The sequence below is a fragment of the Paraburkholderia sp. RL17-368-BIF-A genome, assembly GCF_046054045.1.
Lineage (GTDB): Bacteria > Pseudomonadota > Gammaproteobacteria > Burkholderiales > Burkholderiaceae > Paraburkholderia > Paraburkholderia graminis.
The window spans coordinates 244,658-259,484 of sequence record NZ_JARESN010000004.1 but is presented as its reverse complement, the minus strand read 5'-3'; the positions used below and the strand labels follow the sequence as shown (position 1 = coordinate 259,484).

Below are 14,827 nucleotides of genomic sequence, written 5' to 3'. Positions count from 1 at the left end.
GCGGTCGCCGAAGCGCAAACAATGCTTCGGCTATAGACGTTCGACCGCACGTCGGCCAAATTTCAGCCTGGCCCGAACGAGGCGTCAGCCCAGCTTCTTCTTCAGCAGTTCGTTCACTTGCGCCGGATTCGCCTTGCCCTTCGTCGCCTTCATGGCCTGGCCGATCAGCGCGTTGAACGCCTTCTCCTTGCCCGCGCGGAATTCTTCCACCGACTTCTGGTTCGCCGCGAGCACCTCGTCGATGATCGCTTCCAGCGCGCCGGTATCCGAAATCTGCTTCAGGCCCTTCGCTTCGATGATGCGATCCGCGGCGGCCTCGTCGGTCGCCTTCTCTTCCCAGATCGCGAGGAAAATTTCCTTCGCGATCTTGTTGGAGATGGTGCCGTCGGCGATACGTTGCAACAGCAGCGCGAGTTGCGCGGACGACACCGGGCACCCGGCAATGTCGAGACCTTCGCGATTCAGTTGCGACGACACCTCGCCCATCACCCAGTTCGCCGCGACCTTCGCGTTGGCCGCGCCGAGCTTCTCGACGACCGCTTCGAAATACGCGGCCGTCGCCTTGCTCGACGTCAACACGTTTGCGTCATACGGCGTCAAACCGTATTGCGACACGAAACGCTGCTGGATCGTTTCCGGCAGCTCCGGCATGTCGCGCTTCACGCGCTCGACCCACGCTGCGTCGATCACGAGCGGCATCAGATCGGGATCGGGGAAATAGCGGTAATCGTGCGCGTCTTCCTTGCTGCGCATCGAGCGCGTTTCGCGCTTGTCCGGATCGTACAGACGCGTTTCCTGCACTACCGTGCCGCCGTCTTCGATGAGTTCGATCTGACGGCGCACTTCGTACTGGATCGCTTCTTCGAGGAAGCGGAACGAGTTGAGGTTCTTGATCTCAGCACGCGTGCCGAATTCGGCCTGGCCGACCGGACGCACCGACACGTTCGCGTCGCAGCGGAACGAGCCTTCCTGCATGTTGCCGTCGCAAATGCCGAGCCACGTGACGAGCGTGTGCAGCGTCTTGGCGTAGGCCACTGCTTCGGCCGCGCTGCGCATTTCCGGCTCGGTGACGATTTCGAGCAACGGCGTGCCCGCGCGATTCAGGTCGATGCCGGTCATGCCCGCGAAATCTTCGTGCAGCGACTTGCCGGCGTCTTCCTCGAGATGGGCGCGCGTCAGATTGACGACCTTCGTGTAGGCCGCCGTGCCCGCCTTCTCGTTGGCCGGCACCTGGATCGTCACCTGGCCGCCTTGCACGACGGGAATCTCGTACTGGCTGATCTGATAGCCCTTCGGCAGATCGGGGTAGAAATAGTTTTTACGCGCGAAGATGCTGCGCGGCGCGACCGTTGCGCCGATTGCAAGACCGAACTCAATTGCGCGCTCCACGGCGCCGCGGTTCATGACCGGCAATGTGCCGGGCAAGGCCAGATCGACGGGACAAGCCTGCGTGTTCGGCGCGGCGCCGAATTGCGTGGGGGCGCCGGAGAAAATTTTTGATTGCGTGGACAGCTGCGCGTGGGTCTCCAGACCGATCACGACTTCCCATTGCTTGGTCATGGTGCTCACACTCCTGCCGGTGCCTTGCGGTGCCAGTCGGTCGCGCGCTGGAACGCGTCGGCCACCTGCAGCATCCGGGCTTCATTGAAATAGTTGCCGATGATCTGCAATCCCACCGGACGCTGTGCATTCGTGCCCGCGCCGAAGCCGCACGGCACGCTCATGCCCGGCAAGCCGGCGAGGCTCACGGACAGCGTGTAGATGTCGGCGAGATACATCTGCACGGGGTCGTCGCCCTTCGCGCCGAGATCCCACGCCACCGACGGTGCGACCGGTCCCATGATGACGTCGCACTGTTTGAACGCCTCCTGGAAATCCTGCGCGATGATGCGGCGAATTTTCTGCGCCTGCAGGTAATACGCGTCGTAATAGCCATGCGAAAGCACGTAAGCGCCGACCATGATGCGACGCTTCACTTCGGGCCCGAAGCCTTCGGCGCGCGACTTCTTGTACATGTCGAGCAGATCGCGATATTCCGCGGCGCGATGGCCGAAACGCACGCCGTCGAAGCGCGACAGGTTCGACGATGCCTCCGCCGGCGCGATCACGTAATAGACCGGAATGGACAGCTCGGTTTTCGGCAGCGATACGTCGACGAGCGTGGCGCCGAGCGCCTCGTATTGCTTGAGCGCGGCGTCGACCGATGCGCGCACGTCGTCGGCGAGACCGGCGCCGAAATACTCTTTCGGCAAGCCGATGCGCAGGCCGTCGAGCGGCTTGCCGGCGCCGTCCTGCTTCCATGCCTGACCGAGGTAGCGCGTGTAGTCTTCGTCGTCACGCACGAGGCTCGTGGAATCGCGCTGGTCAAAACCGGCCATTGCGTTAAGCAGAGTTGCGCAGTCAGCGGCGCTTTGCGCCATCGGACCGCCCTGATCCAGCGACGACGCGAACGCGATCATGCCGTAGCGCGACACGCGACCGTAAGTCGGCTTGATGCCGGTGATGCCCGAGAACGACGCCGGCTGACGGATCGAGCCGCCGGTATCGGTGCCGGTTGCAGCAGGCGCGAGGCGCGCGGCCACAGCCGCCGCGGAGCCGCCTGACGAGCCGCCCGGCACTGCCTGACGATCCCACGGGTTCTGAACGGGGCCAAAATACGAATTTTCGTTCGACGAGCCCATCGCGAACTCGTCCATGTTCGTCTTGCCGACGCACACCATGCCGGCGCTCTGCAGACGCTCGACCACGGTGGCGTCGAACGGGCTTTCGTAGTTCGACAGCATTTTCGAGCCGGCCGTGGAGCGCCAGCCTTTGGTGACGAACACATCCTTGTGCGCGATCGGCACGCCGGTCAGCGGGCCGCCGTGGCCCGAGTGAAGCAGCGCGTCCGCGGCTTTTGCCTGAGCGAGCGTGAGATCCGGGTCCACCTGGATGAACGCATTGAGGCCGCGCGCCGCGTCGATGCGTTTTAGATAGAGCTGGGCCAGCTCGACTGCGGAGCATTCCTTGGCGGCCAACGCGGCGCGCAGTTCGGTCAGACTTTTTTCATGCATTGCGTGTTGTCCTGGAAAGCGCGGCAACGCGGGTCGCGCTGCCGTGGAAGCGTTCGGTTGCGGGCCGGCGAACCGGGCCGAGGTGTTGGCGACAATATCGGCGAACATACCGGCGACAAGCGAAGCTGCGCGCGCCGGATTCGGCGCGGCATGCCGTGCTCGCGGTGGTGGCTCGCGGCCCGCAAGCCGCGCCGCGCCCGCCGCGCGCTGATATCGCCGTTATTCGATCACCTTCGGCACGAGATACAGACCGTCCTGCACGGCCGGTGCGGGACGCTGGAAAGCCTCGCGCTCGATCGTTTCGGTCACCGCGTCGTCGCGCAGACGCAGCGCGACGTCTTCGATCTGCTCGATCGGATGGGCAAGCGGTGCGATGCCCGTGGTGTCGACCGCCTGCATCTGCTCGACGAGGCCAAAAAACTCGTTGAGCTGGACAAGCGTGTGTTCGGCGTCGGCGTCGGCCAGTTCGAGCCGCGCGAGATGCGCGATGCGCTTAACATCGGTCAGGGTCAAAGCCATGCAGTCACCGGAAAAAGTGGCGGACCGCCGCAGCCGGAAAAGCGCGCTGCGACAGCGAGTTAGGACGCTGGAGGAAGACCTCGAAAAAGGGGCCGGCGGCGGCAAAAAGTGCCGTCCGTTTCCTTCAAATCATCCAAAATTATAAGGTATCATTACGCGTTCGACCCAAACCCGGACCGACTTACCCAGGCCTTTCTGGACATTTCGTAAAGAGAGTTCGGATATTTCTGACCTGGCTTTGTATCGGCCTCCGGTAGACTCCCCCGCAGCTTCAAGTTCCAGTGGCGCCGCTTCGCCAGGTTGAAGCTGTTATTTTTTTCCGCTGCCGCCCTGCGCAACGTTGCGAGGCCCGGCCCCAAGCGAGACAGGATTTTGAATGTTCGGTTTTTTGCGCAGCTACTTCTCCAACGATCTGGCGATTGATCTAGGCACCGCCAACACGCTTATCTACATGCGTGGCAAAGGCATCGTTCTTGACGAACCGTCGGTGGTGTCCATCCGCCAGGAAGGCGGTCCCAACGGCAAGAAAACCATTCAGGCAGTCGGTAAGGAAGCCAAACAGATGCTCGGCAAGGTGCCGGGCAACATCGAGGCGATCCGCCCCATGAAAGACGGCGTGATCGCCGACTTCACGGTGACCGAGCAGATGATCAAGCAGTTCATCAAAACGGCTCACGAATCGCGCATGTTCTCGCCGTCGCCGCGCATCATCATTTGCGTGCCGTGCGGTTCGACCCAGGTCGAGCGCCGCGCGATCAAGGAAGCCGCGCACGGTGCGGGCGCGTCGCAGGTCTATCTCATTGAAGAACCCATGGCCGCGGCAATCGGCGCTGGCCTGCCGGTGTCGGAAGCCACCGGCTCCATGGTCGTCGACATCGGTGGCGGCACGACGGAAGTCGGCGTCATCTCACTGGGCGGCATCGTGTACAAGGGCTCGGTCCGCGTAGGCGGCGACAAGTTCGACGAAGCCATCGTCAACTACATCCGCCGCAACTACGGCATGCTGATCGGCGAGCAAACCGCCGAAGCCATCAAGAAGGAAATCGGTTCGGCCTTCCCCGGTTCCGAAGTCAAGGAAATGGAAGTGAAGGGCCGCAATCTGTCGGAAGGCATCCCGCGCAGCTTCACCATCTCGAGCAACGAGATTCTCGAAGCGCTGACCGATCCGCTGAATCAGATCGTGTCGTCGGTGAAGATCGCGCTCGAGCAAACGCCGCCGGAACTCGGCGCGGACATCGCCGAACGCGGCATGATGCTCACGGGCGGTGGCGCACTGCTGCGCGATCTGGACCGCCTGCTCGCCGAAGAAACCGGCCTGCCGGTGCTCGTCGCCGAAGACCCGCTGACGTGCGTCGTGCGCGGCTCGGGCATGGCGCTCGAGCGCATGGACAAGCTCGGCAGCATCTTCTCGTACGAGTAAGCGAGCGAGTTCGATGTCAGCAGCGCGGATCTGGCAGACGGCCCCTTGCGGGCCCGTTTGCCGTTGGCTGCGCCGCCCAGCGTCCGTACGCTGAACCGCGTTTTCAGCGCGCCGCCGCCTCACCCAACCGCTTACGCCCCCGGCGCCGACCATGGAATACAGTCCGCCGCCTCTGTTCAAGCAAGGCCCGTCCGCCCTCGCACGACTCGTGTTTTTCGTCGTGCTGGCGCTCGCCCTGCTGATCTCCGACGCACGCTTCAAGACGCTCGAAATCGTTCGCGGCGTGCTCGGCGTGGGTCTCTATCCGTTGCAGCGCGCAGCGCTGGTGCCGCGCGACGTCTTCATGGGCGCCGCCGATCTGGCCGTGACGAGCGCAACCTTGCGCAGCGACAACGAAAAGCTGCGCACCAGGAATCTTCAACTGTCGCAGCAGGCCAATACAGCCGCCGAACTCTCCGCTGAGAACGGCCATCTGCGCGCATTGCTGCAACTGTCGCAGCGCGCGACCACGCAATCGTTGCCCGCTGAAATCCAGTACGACACGCGCGATCCGTTCACGCAAAAGGTCGTCATCAATCGTGGCGCGCAGCAAGGCATTCAGAACGGCTCGCCGGTCGTGAACGAAGACGGCGTGATCGGTCAGGTGACCCGCGTGTTCCCGCTGCAGGCCGAAGTCACGCTGCTGACCGACAAGGATCAGGCCGTGCCCGTGCAGATCGTGCGCACCGGCTTGCGCAGCGTCATTTACGGCACGCTTAAGGGCGATACGCTCGACCTGCGCTTCGTGCCGATCAGCGCCGACGTCCAGACGGGCGACGAACTCGTCACGAGCGGGCTCGACGGTGTGTATCCACCGGGGCTGCCGGTCGCCAAGGTCGTGCGCGTCGACAAGCAGGCGGACACCGCCTTCGCGCGCGTGATCTGCCTGCCGATTGCGCCGGTGCGCGGCGCGCGTCAGTTGCTGGTGCTGCATTATGTGAACGACGTGCCGCCGCGTCCCGCCGAAGAGCCCGACCCGGCCGCAGCCGCCAAAGAGGCGGCCAAAGCGAAAAAAGGCGCGAAGGCAGACGGCAAGGCCGCCGCCGACAAATCCGCGAAACCGGCGGAAAAACCCGGCGCGGACAAAAACGCCGCGGCCAAACCTGCGGACAATACGCCAGCCCAAGCTGCGCAAGCAGGCAAGCAAGGCGCCGCCGACCAGAAATCCGCTGCATCGAAGAAACCCGCCGCCGCCGAAAAAGCGAAGCCGCAAGCCGCGCCCGGGGCAAAGCCATGAACCGCCCTCAATACATTCTGCAGCCGGTCAATCCCTACTTCATCGCGTTCAGCCTCGCCGCGGCGTTTCTGCTGAATCTGATGCCGTGGGGCCGCATGATCGGCGTGCCCGATTTCGTCGCGCTCGTGCTGCTGTTCTGGAACGTGCACCAGCCGCGCAAGGTCGGCATGGGCATCGCGTTCTTCCTCGGCTTGCTGATGGACGTGCACAACGCGAGCCTGCTCGGCGAGCACGCGCTGGCGTACACGCTGCTCTCGTACGGCGCGATCACGATCCATCGCCGCGTACTGTGGATGTCGCTCGGCGTGCAGACTTTTGCAGTCATGCCGCTGCTCGTAACTGCGCAAGTAGTGCCGTTCGTGATCCGTCTGCTGACGGGCGCGGCATTTCCCGGCTGGGGCTATCTGGTCGACGGTTTCGTCGAAGCCGCCCTCTGGCCGGTCGCGAGCGTGCTGCTGTTGATGCCGCAGCGCCGGCCCGCCGACCCCGACGATACGCGGCCGATTTAACCAGGCGTCGAGCGCGCCGGCCGTCCATGGAACGTATGTTTTCTGCCCGCCCGACGCCCACAGCCGTTCATGCCTTCCGGTTTCGCCCGGATCAGGCGCACACTCATGATGGCCGTCGCCCGGCCTTTTGCAGAATCGCATGACCGAATTCAAGGACACTCAGCAACAGCTCTCGAAGTTCCGCCTGCGCGTCGCGGCGGCGGGCCTGTTCGTGTTCGTCTGCTTCGGGCTGATCGGCTTTCGCTTCCTGTTTCTGCAGGTCTGGCACTACAGCAAGTACTCGCTGCAAGCCGACGAAAACCGCATTTCCGTCGCGCCGATCGTGCCGAACCGCGGCATCATCACCGACCGTAACGGCGTGGTGCTGGCCAAGAACTATTCGGCCTACACGCTGGAAATCACGCCGTCCAAGCTCGGCGCGCCGCTCGAAACGGTTATCGACGATCTGGCCACGGTTGTCTCCATCGACGCCCGCGACCGCCGCCGCTTCAAGAAGCTGCAGGAAGACTCGAAGAACTTCGAGAGTCTGCCTATCCGCACGCGCCTGACCGACGACGAAGTCGCGCGCTTCACCGCGCAGCGCTTCCGCTTTCCCGGCGTCGAAGTGCGCGCGCGCCTGTTCCGCCAATATCCGCTCGGCCCGACGGCCGCGCACGTGATCGGCTACATCGGCCGGATTTCGCAGCGCGACCAGGAGCGCATCGACGACGCGAGCGATCAGAACGACAGCGATCCCGAGCACTACGATCCGCGTCTGGACGCCAACAACTACAAGGGCACCGACTACATCGGCAAGATCGGCGTCGAGCAGAGCTACGAGACGGAGCTGCACGGCCAGACCGGTTTCGAGGAAGTCGAAGTCACCGCGGGCGGCCGGCCCGTGCGCACGCTGTCGCGCACGCAGGCCACGCCGGGCAACAATCTCGTGCTGTCGCTCGACATCGGCCTGCAACAGGTCGCCGAGCAGGCGTTCGCGGGCCGGCGCGGCGCGCTGGTCGCCATCGAACCGGCCACCGGCGATGTGCTCGCGTTCGTGTCGGCGCCGAGCTTCGATCCGAATTCGTTCGTCGACGGCATCGACCAGCAGACCTGGGACGAGCTCAACAACTCGCCCGACCATCCGCTGCTGAACCGGCCGCTGCACGGCACGTATCCGCCGGGTTCCACCTACAAGCCGTTCATGGCGCTCGCCGCGCTCACACTGCACAAGCGCACGCCGGGCTGGGGCTTCCAGGACCCCGGCTCGTACACGTTCGGCGGTCACACATTCCGCAACGACGTGCGCTCCGGCCAGGGCTGGGTCGACATGAACCGCGCGATCGTCGTGTCGAACGACACGTACTTCTACATGCTCGCGCACGATCTCGGCGTGAACAACATCGCGAACTTCATGAAGCCGTGGGGTTTCGGCCAGATCACCGGCATCGACATCGCGGGCGAGGCGCGCGGCATCCTGCCGTCGACGGAATGGAAGCGCAAGGCGTACCGCAAGCCGGAGCAGCAAAGGTGGTACGAAGGCGAGACGATCAGCCTCGGCATCGGGCAAGGCTACAACTCGTTCACGATCCTGCAGCTCGGGCACGCCACGGCCACGCTCGCCAACAACGGCGTGGTGATGAAACCGCACCTCGTGCGCGACATCGAAAATCCGATCACGAAAGATACGCGTCCGGTCGTGCGCGATCCGAGCGACAAGATTCCCGTCAAGCAGTCGGACATCGACATCATCAAGCGCGCGATGGAAGGCGTGGTGACGAACGGCACGGCGTCGAAGGTGTTCATCGGCGCGCCGTATCTGGCGGCGGGCAAGACCGGCACGGCGCAGGTCTACTCGCTGCAGGGCGCGAACTACAAGGGCCACGCGATCGCCGAACATTTGCGCGACCACGCGCTTTTCATCGCTTTTGCGCCGGCCGAGCAACCGAAAATCGCGCTCGCGTTGATCGTCGAAAACGGCGGCTGGGGCGCGGAGTCGGCGGGTCCGATCGCGCGCAAGGTGCTCGACTACTACCTCGTCGGCAAGAACAAGCCGGGCGCGCAGGCGGCGGCCGTGGCAGCGGCGGCATCGGCGACCGAGGACGCGTCCGCGCCGGAAGTCGGTGGTGCGCCGGCGCCGCAGGAAGCGGCACAACCGGTGAAGATCGCGGCGGGGTATACGGCGTTGCCGATGCCGGGGGTTGCGGCGGGTGCGATGGCGAATGGCGCGTCTGGGGCGGCGGCGGCATCGGTGAACGGCGCGTCGGGGGGGAATGGTGCGTCGGTGAACGGTGCGTCTACGAACGGTGCGTCTGCCGCCACAGCAACGCCTGCCGCTTCAGCTCCGGCAGCGGCGACATCAAAGTCTCCTGCACTCGCGGCGCAAACGGGCGCAGCGCGCAATCTGCCGGCATCGGCGACATCGGCTGCGGCCACACCAGCCTCAGCGACAAAAGCCCCCGCCCAGCGCAAACCCGCCGCCCCGCGTCAGCCACGACCGGCAAGCGAGCCGGCCCCCGCTGCCGCCGCACGCTCTACGCCCCACCCGGCCCGGGAATCATCGCGCGACAGCGGCACTGAGCCCGCGCCGCCACGCCAGCCGGTTTCCGGCGGCATCGACGAATAAGGAGAAAGGCATGCAATTCGACAAGCGCGCCTGGCTCGACCGCATCAAGCGGATGTTCGCGGGCTTCGACCGCCCGCTCGCACTGATCGTGTTTCTGCTGCTGTGCGTCGGCATCGTCACCCTGTACAGCGCGAGCCTCGACGTGCCGGGCCGCGTGGAAGACCAGTTGCGCAACATCATGCTGACGTTCGTGCTGATGTGGGCACTCGCCAATGTGCCGCCCACCACGCTGATGCGCTTCGCCGTCCCGCTCTATACGTTCGGCATTGCGTTACTCGTCGCGGTCGCGCTGTTCGGCCTCACGCGCAAGGGCGCGAAGCGCTGGATCAACGTGGGCGTGGTGATTCAGCCGTCGGAGATTCTGAAGATCGCGACGCCGCTGATGCTCGCCTGGTACTATCAGCGGCGCGAAGGCGTGATGCGCTGGTACGACTTCGTGGTCGGACTGCTGATCCTCGCCGTGCCAGTCGGTCTGATCGCCAAGCAGCCTGACCTGGGCACTGCGGTGCTCGTGTTCGCGGCCGGCTTATTCGTGATCTATTTCGCGGGACTGAGCTTCAAGCTGATCGTGCCGGTGCTGATTGCCGGCGTGATCGCGGTCGGCTCCGTCGCGGCATTCCAGGACAAGATCTGTCAGCCCGACGTGCAATGGCCGCTGATGCACGACTATCAGAAGCACCGCATCTGCACGCTGCTCGATCCGACTTCCGATCCGCTCGGCAAGGGCTTCCACACGATTCAGGCGGTGATCGCAATCGGCTCCGGCGGGCCGCTCGGCAAGGGCTGGCTGAAGGGCACGCAGGCGCACCTGGAGTTCATTCCTGAGAAGCACACCGACTTCATCTTCGCGGTGTTCTCCGAGGAATTCGGGCTCGCGGGCGGCATCGTGCTGCTCACGCTTTACATGCTGCTCATCGCGCGCGGGCTGTATATCGCGGCGAACGGCGCGACGTTGTTCGGACGCCTGCTCGCCGGCTCGCTGACCATGGCGTTCTTCACCTACGCGTTCGTCAATATCGGCATGGTGAGCGGCATCTTGCCGGTGGTCGGCGTGCCGTTGCCCTTCATGAGTTACGGCGGCACCGCGCTGACGACGCTCGGCGTCGCCATCGGCCTCATCATGAGCGTCGCGCGCCAGAAGCGGTTGATGCAGAGCTAGCGTCCCGGCATCGCGAGCGCGAACGCGAATGCAAGCGCAAGCGCTGCAAAACAGAAGGGGCGCACCGCAAGGCGCGCCCCTTCTTGTTCACTGCGTCGACCGCATGCACCGCCCTCACTGCGCCTATTGCGGCTTCACTTCCTTATGATCCCGCAACTGCGCACTTAGTTGCTGATACTTCAGGCGCGCCGCCGGATCGCCCTGCGCGGCGGCCGCTGCGTAATACGCTCGCGCCACGTTCAGATTCTTGTCCACACCGTCGCCGCCGCGCTCGTAGAACGAGCCGGTCACGTACTGCGCGGTCATGTCGCCGCCCTCGGCCGCCTTCTTGTACCAGACGAACGCCTGCTTGTTGTCGCGGTCCGTGCCGCGTCCATCGAGGAACTGATTGGCGAGCGCCAGTTCCGCCTGCACATGGCCCTGCTGCGCGGCCCTGAGAAACCAGCGGTGCGCCTCGACCGGATCGCGACCGACAAACTCGCCATCGTCGTACATCTTGCCGTACACATACTGCGCGTGCGACATGTTGGCATCCGCCGCCTTGCGCAGCCATTTCTTGCCTTCGTCGACGTTGACCGCCGTGCCCTCGCCGTTGAGCAGCATCATCGCGTAATTGAACTGCGCGAGGCGGCTGCCGCGCTCGGCCGCCTTGCGGAATTCGGCAAGCGCCGCGGAGAAATTGCCGGCGTTGTAGTCGGCAACCGCCGTTTGCGTCTCGGGGTCGTTCGGTTTCGCGAGGCGATCCTGCGCCTGCGCCGCCATGCCCGTCATGCCCGCCGTCAGCGCCGCCGCGACAGCCAGCCGCACGACGACGCCACGCATCATCCACTTCATGCTCTTACCTCCTGCAACGCCTGGCGGGTTGCGCGCAACATCCACATGACGTCGGCGGCCAGAGCGATAAAACGAAAACCGCTGTCGCGATGCTGCCTTGCGCTCGCGGCGTCCATCGAAAAAATGCCGGCTGCGATGCCCGCCTTGTCGGCCGCGCTGACGATGCGCGCCATGGCCGCCTGCACGTCGGCATGCTTCGAATCGCCGAGATGGCCGAGGCTCGCCGCGAGATCGGCGGGGCCGACGAACAGGCAATTGACGCCCGGCGTCGCCGCGATCTTTTCCACTTCGTCGAGTCCGCGCGCCGACTCGATCTGCACGATGGTTGCGATCTGCGCGTTAGCCGTTTGCACGTAGTCGCGCCGCATGCCGTAGGCCGCGGCTCGCACCACTCCGGCGACGCCGCGCAGACCATCGACCGCCTCGGCGCTCGGATATTGCGTCAGCCGCACCGCGTGCGCCGCTTCTTCGGCGGACTCGATGTTCGGAAACATCAGCGTGCGCGCCCCGGCATCCATCACACGCTTGACGAGCCACGCCTCGCTGGCCGGCAGACGCACCACCGGTTCGCTCGGCAAATGCGCGGCGGCGATCGCACGCAATTGCGAGGTCACGTCGCCGCTGTCGTTGGGCGCGTGTTCCATATCGATCAGCAGCCAGTCGAAGCCGGCGTGCGCGAGCGCCTCCGCGGCGGCATCGCTGCCGAGCGACAGCCATAGCCCGAACAGCGGATCGGCTTCTTTCAGACGTTGCTTGAGGGGATTCGTGAAGGTGCTCATCGCCCCGCTCCATGACGGTGAAGGCCGCCGCCGATGGGCCAGCGGCAGCCGACGAGCGTACCTGCCGGATGAATGCGGCGAGAAGCCTGGCCCGGACGCGGGCGGCCTCTCTGCCTGCTGCGACGCAATGCTGTGACCGGCATGTCTCGCTCCGTGTGGTTGTGGGAGCGATCATACCGTGACAATAACGCGGCAGCAGGGCCGCGCAGCCGCAGCGTTCGGAAGCGTTAGTCGCGGACCACGTCGGCCCAGCAATTCGGCGTCTCGTACAGGCGCACCTTATGCAGACGCAGATTCACGCCGTAGTGCGCGTCGTAGACGTTGGCGAGCACATCGAACGCAACGGCCGCGAGATTTTCCACGGTCGGAATACGGTCGAGCACGACCGTCTTGTGGCCCGCCATGGTTTCGAGGAAGCCGCGCACTTGCGAGTCGCCTTCGTAGACGAGGAACGCGTGGTCCCACTTGTCGACGAGATGCTCGACGGCCAGCGACTTCACGTCGGCGAAGTCCATCACCATGCCGCGATCGGGCGCGCCTTCGGTGTCGACCAGGTCGCCTTGCAGCGTGATTTCGAGCACATAGCGATGGCCGTGCAGATTACGGCACTGGCTGCGGTGATCGGGGATGCGGTGACCCGCGTCGAATTCGAGTTTTCGTGTAATCGTCAGCACGGCAAATCAGGGAATGTTCAGATACTTGTGGGTCTGCATCGACAGGCGCCATTGCGGATGGCGTTTGCACCAGTCGATCGCGAGCCTGGTGTTGATGTCGCGCGACGGACCGTCCATCGGCTGGACGAGGAAATAGTCGAAGTCGAGCTTCGCGTAGTCGGACAAGCGCTGGTTGTCCTGCGGAATCACGACTTTCAGTTCATTGCCCTTCGTGACGACGAGCGGCGCGTCGGCCTTCGGGCTCACGCAAATCCAGTCGATTGTCTCGAGCACCGGCAATGAGCCGTTCGTCTCAATGGCGATTTCGAAGCCGGCCGCGTGCAGCGCGTCGACGAGCGGCTGGTCGATCTGCAGCATCGGCTCGCCGCCGGTGCACACGACAAAGCGCTGGCCCTCGCCCTCGGGCCATTGCGACGCGATCATCTGCACGAGGTCGGCGGCGGTGCGGTACTTGCCGCCGTTCTCGCCATCGGTGCCGACAAAATCCGTGTCGCAGAAGCGGCACACGGCGTCCGCGCGATCTTCCTCGCGACCCGACCACAGATTGCAGCCGGCGAAGCGGCAAAACACGGCCGGGCGTCCGGCATTCGCGCCCTCGCCTTGCAACGTGTAGAAGATTTCCTTGACCGCGTACGTCATGCTGCTTTCCGCCCTGTACCGTGTGCTGGTACTTTCGTACCTTGTATTGCTTGTGTACCTAACAATGATTGTGAAACCCGCGCCGCTGCGCGGAATTCTCACGCCGGCTCGGTTACCTTCTCGCCGGCGAGATACGCTTCATAGCCACGCTTGCGCAAGCGGCACGCCGGGCATTCGCCACAGCCGAAACCCCACGCATGCAGTTCCGCGCGCTCGCCGACGTAGCACGTGTGGGTCTCGACGCGCACCAGTTCCACCAGTTCGTCGCCGCCCAGTTCATGCGCGAGCCGCCACGTGTCCGCCTTGTCGAGCCACATCAGCGGCGTTTCGAGCGCGAAGCGCGAGTCCATGCCGAGGTTCAGCGCGACCTGCAACGCCTTCATCGTGTCGTCGCGGCAATCGGGGTAGCCGGAGAAATCCGTCTCGCACATTCCGCCGACCAGCACCTCCAGACCCCGCCGATAAGCGATGGCCGCGGCGATCGTCATGAACATCAGGTTGCGGCCCGGCACGAAGGTGTTCGGCAAACCGCTCGCCGTGGCCTCGATCTCGATTTCGCGCGTCATTGCGGTTTCGCTGATCGCGCCAAGCACCGACAGGTCGATCATGTGATCGTCGCCGAGGCGCTCGCCCCATGCGGGAAACGTGCGCGCCACTGCATTGCGAAAACCCTCGCGGCATTCGAGTTCGACGCGATGCCGCTGACCATAATCGAAGCCGAGCGTCTCGACCGTGTCATATCGTTCAAGCGCCCATGCGAGGCACGTGGCGGAATCCTGGCCGCCGGAAAACAGCACGAGAGCGCTACGTTTAGCGTCTTTGCGGATCACCGTGAAACTCCGTGAATGATGAGTGCCGCGTCGCGCTGCGCGAGGTGCGCCATGCAAGCAACGCGGCGCGACGCGAGCCGGCACTGCTGCCGGCCCAAAGCAGTATAGGCCGCGCCTTTAGCTGAGAAGCTGCCGGGCGCTTATACCGGTGATCGTCGGGCGAGGGGTTCGGTGCGGATCGCGGCGTGGTCGCGCGCGCTTCGACACATTCGGCGGCGGGCGACGCACTCGCATGCAAGTCATTGAACTGGCGCGATTTTATCACGCGATGCCGAAACTCGCCGGGCGCCCCAGCCTACTGCTGACGCAACGTATAACGCAATGAAACCCACCGCAAAAGGAAAAGCCCCAGGAATCTTGCGATTTCCTGGGGCTGAATCCTGGTGGCCTGGGACGGAATCGAACCATCGACACGCGGATTTTCAATCCGCTGCTCTACCAACTGAGCTACCGGGCCAACGAAGAACGAAATGATATCAAAGGGTCATCTACTGGGCAAGCCCCCTTGTCCAAAAAATCTGCGAAAGCAAAGT

At 64.3% G+C, this 14,827-nt stretch carries 13 protein-coding genes and 1 tRNA gene; 5 read left to right on the top strand and 9 right to left on the bottom strand.

Translation table 11 applies throughout. From position 1 onward, the window contains the following. Window positions 1–84: 84 nt before the first annotated feature. The 3 genes from gatB to gatC form a co-directional block, all read right to left on the bottom strand. Window positions 85–1,560: an Asp-tRNA(Asn)/Glu-tRNA(Gln) amidotransferase subunit GatB gene (gatB, locus tag P0D87_RS09455; protein WP_029969452.1), complete on the bottom strand. Its 1,476-nt coding sequence runs from the start codon at window positions 1,558–1,560 to the stop codon at window positions 85–87. 5 nt (window positions 1,561–1,565) lie between these two features. Further along, window positions 1,566–3,053, bottom strand: coding sequence for an Asp-tRNA(Asn)/Glu-tRNA(Gln) amidotransferase subunit GatA (gene gatA / locus P0D87_RS09450; protein ID WP_053858938.1), 1,488 nt, complete (start codon window positions 3,051–3,053; stop codon window positions 1,566–1,568). A 219-nt stretch (window positions 3,054–3,272) separates the two neighbouring features. Beyond that, window positions 3,273–3,572, bottom strand: coding sequence for an Asp-tRNA(Asn)/Glu-tRNA(Gln) amidotransferase subunit GatC (gatC, locus tag P0D87_RS09445; RefSeq protein ID WP_006050533.1), 300 nt, complete (start codon window positions 3,570–3,572; stop codon window positions 3,273–3,275). 376 nt (window positions 3,573–3,948) lie between these two features. Here gatC and P0D87_RS09440 point away from each other — a divergent pair, with 376 nt between their 5' ends. From P0D87_RS09440 to rodA, 5 genes are all read left to right on the top strand, one after another. Beyond that, a complete protein-coding gene (locus P0D87_RS09440; RefSeq protein ID WP_004189550.1) occupies window positions 3,949–4,992 on the top strand; it encodes a rod shape-determining protein in 1,044 nt (347 codons plus the stop codon). A gap of 151 nt (window positions 4,993–5,143) precedes the next feature. Beyond that, window positions 5,144–6,268: a rod shape-determining protein MreC gene (mreC, locus tag P0D87_RS09435; protein WP_006050534.1), complete on the top strand. Its 1,125-nt coding sequence runs from the start codon at window positions 5,144–5,146 to the stop codon at window positions 6,266–6,268. Beyond that, a complete protein-coding gene (gene mreD / locus P0D87_RS09430) occupies window positions 6,265–6,777 on the top strand; it encodes a rod shape-determining protein MreD (RefSeq protein WP_006050535.1) in 513 nt (170 codons plus the stop codon). The genes mreC and mreD overlap by 4 nt, the downstream gene beginning before the upstream one ends. A 139-nt stretch (window positions 6,778–6,916) precedes the next feature. Then, the gene (mrdA, locus tag P0D87_RS09425; RefSeq protein WP_053857370.1) at window positions 6,917–9,379 is read left to right on the top strand and encodes a penicillin-binding protein 2; all 2,463 of its coding nucleotides are present in this window, start codon (window positions 6,917–6,919) and stop codon (window positions 9,377–9,379) included. A 10-nt stretch (window positions 9,380–9,389) separates the two neighbouring features. Next, the gene (gene rodA / locus P0D87_RS09420; RefSeq protein WP_006050537.1) at window positions 9,390–10,538 is read left to right on the top strand and encodes a rod shape-determining protein RodA; all 1,149 of its coding nucleotides are present in this window, start codon (window positions 9,390–9,392) and stop codon (window positions 10,536–10,538) included. Between the two features lie 123 nt (window positions 10,539–10,661). On the opposite strand, the gene P0D87_RS09415 is transcribed toward rodA, so the two are convergent. The 6 genes from P0D87_RS09415 to P0D87_RS09390 form a co-directional block, all read right to left on the bottom strand. Continuing rightward, entirely contained in the window at window positions 10,662–11,372 is a 711-nt protein-coding gene (locus P0D87_RS09415; RefSeq protein WP_053857369.1) for a tetratricopeptide repeat protein, read from the bottom strand. Then, window positions 11,369–12,151, bottom strand: a complete 783-nt coding sequence (locus tag P0D87_RS09410) for an HpcH/HpaI aldolase family protein (RefSeq protein ID WP_053857368.1) — start codon at window positions 12,149–12,151, stop codon at window positions 11,369–11,371. Before P0D87_RS09410 ends, P0D87_RS09415 begins: the two co-directional genes overlap by 4 nt. Before the next feature lie 227 nt (window positions 12,152–12,378). After that, window positions 12,379–12,822, bottom strand: coding sequence for a 6-carboxytetrahydropterin synthase QueD (gene queD / locus P0D87_RS09405; protein ID WP_107709344.1), 444 nt, complete (start codon window positions 12,820–12,822; stop codon window positions 12,379–12,381). Between the two features lie 9 nt (window positions 12,823–12,831). Continuing rightward, window positions 12,832–13,464: a 7-carboxy-7-deazaguanine synthase gene (queE, locus tag P0D87_RS09400; RefSeq protein ID WP_006050541.1), complete on the bottom strand. Its 633-nt coding sequence runs from the start codon at window positions 13,462–13,464 to the stop codon at window positions 12,832–12,834. A 98-nt stretch (window positions 13,465–13,562) separates the two neighbouring features. Then, window positions 13,563–14,294 carry a 7-cyano-7-deazaguanine synthase QueC gene (gene queC / locus P0D87_RS09395; RefSeq protein WP_006050542.1) on the bottom strand — a complete coding sequence of 244 codons (732 nt, stop codon included), beginning with the start codon at window positions 14,292–14,294 and terminating at the stop codon, window positions 13,563–13,565. 381 nt (window positions 14,295–14,675) lie between these two features. Next, window positions 14,676–14,751: transfer RNA gene (locus tag P0D87_RS09390), tRNA-Phe, on the bottom strand. Window positions 14,752–14,827 lie beyond the last annotated feature (76 nt).

Excerpts from the sequence above, each read along its gene's own strand:
- gatC (WP_006050533.1), bottom strand. The coding sequence starts at position 3,572 with ATGGCTTTGACCCTGACCGATGTTAAGCGCATCGCGCATCTCGCGCGG.
- mrdA (WP_053857370.1), top strand. The coding sequence starts at position 6,917 with ATGACCGAATTCAAGGACACTCAGCAACAGCTCTCGAAGTTCCGCCTG.
- P0D87_RS09440 (WP_004189550.1), top strand. The coding sequence starts at position 3,949 with ATGTTCGGTTTTTTGCGCAGCTACTTCTCCAACGATCTGGCGATTGAT.
- mreC (WP_006050534.1), top strand. The coding sequence starts at position 5,144 with ATGGAATACAGTCCGCCGCCTCTGTTCAAGCAAGGCCCGTCCGCCCTC.
- mreD (WP_006050535.1), top strand. The coding sequence starts at position 6,265 with ATGAACCGCCCTCAATACATTCTGCAGCCGGTCAATCCCTACTTCATC.
- P0D87_RS09415 (WP_053857369.1), bottom strand. The coding sequence starts at position 11,372 with ATGAAGTGGATGATGCGTGGCGTCGTCGTGCGGCTGGCTGTCGCGGCG.
- queE (WP_006050541.1), bottom strand. The coding sequence starts at position 13,464 with ATGACGTACGCGGTCAAGGAAATCTTCTACACGTTGCAAGGCGAGGGC.
- gatB (WP_029969452.1), bottom strand. The coding sequence starts at position 1,560 with ATGACCAAGCAATGGGAAGTCGTGATCGGTCTGGAGACCCACGCGCAG.
- P0D87_RS09410 (WP_053857368.1), bottom strand. The coding sequence starts at position 12,151 with ATGAGCACCTTCACGAATCCCCTCAAGCAACGTCTGAAAGAAGCCGAT.
- gatA (WP_053858938.1), bottom strand. The coding sequence starts at position 3,053 with ATGCATGAAAAAAGTCTGACCGAACTGCGCGCCGCGTTGGCCGCCAAG.
- rodA (WP_006050537.1), top strand. The coding sequence starts at position 9,390 with ATGCAATTCGACAAGCGCGCCTGGCTCGACCGCATCAAGCGGATGTTC.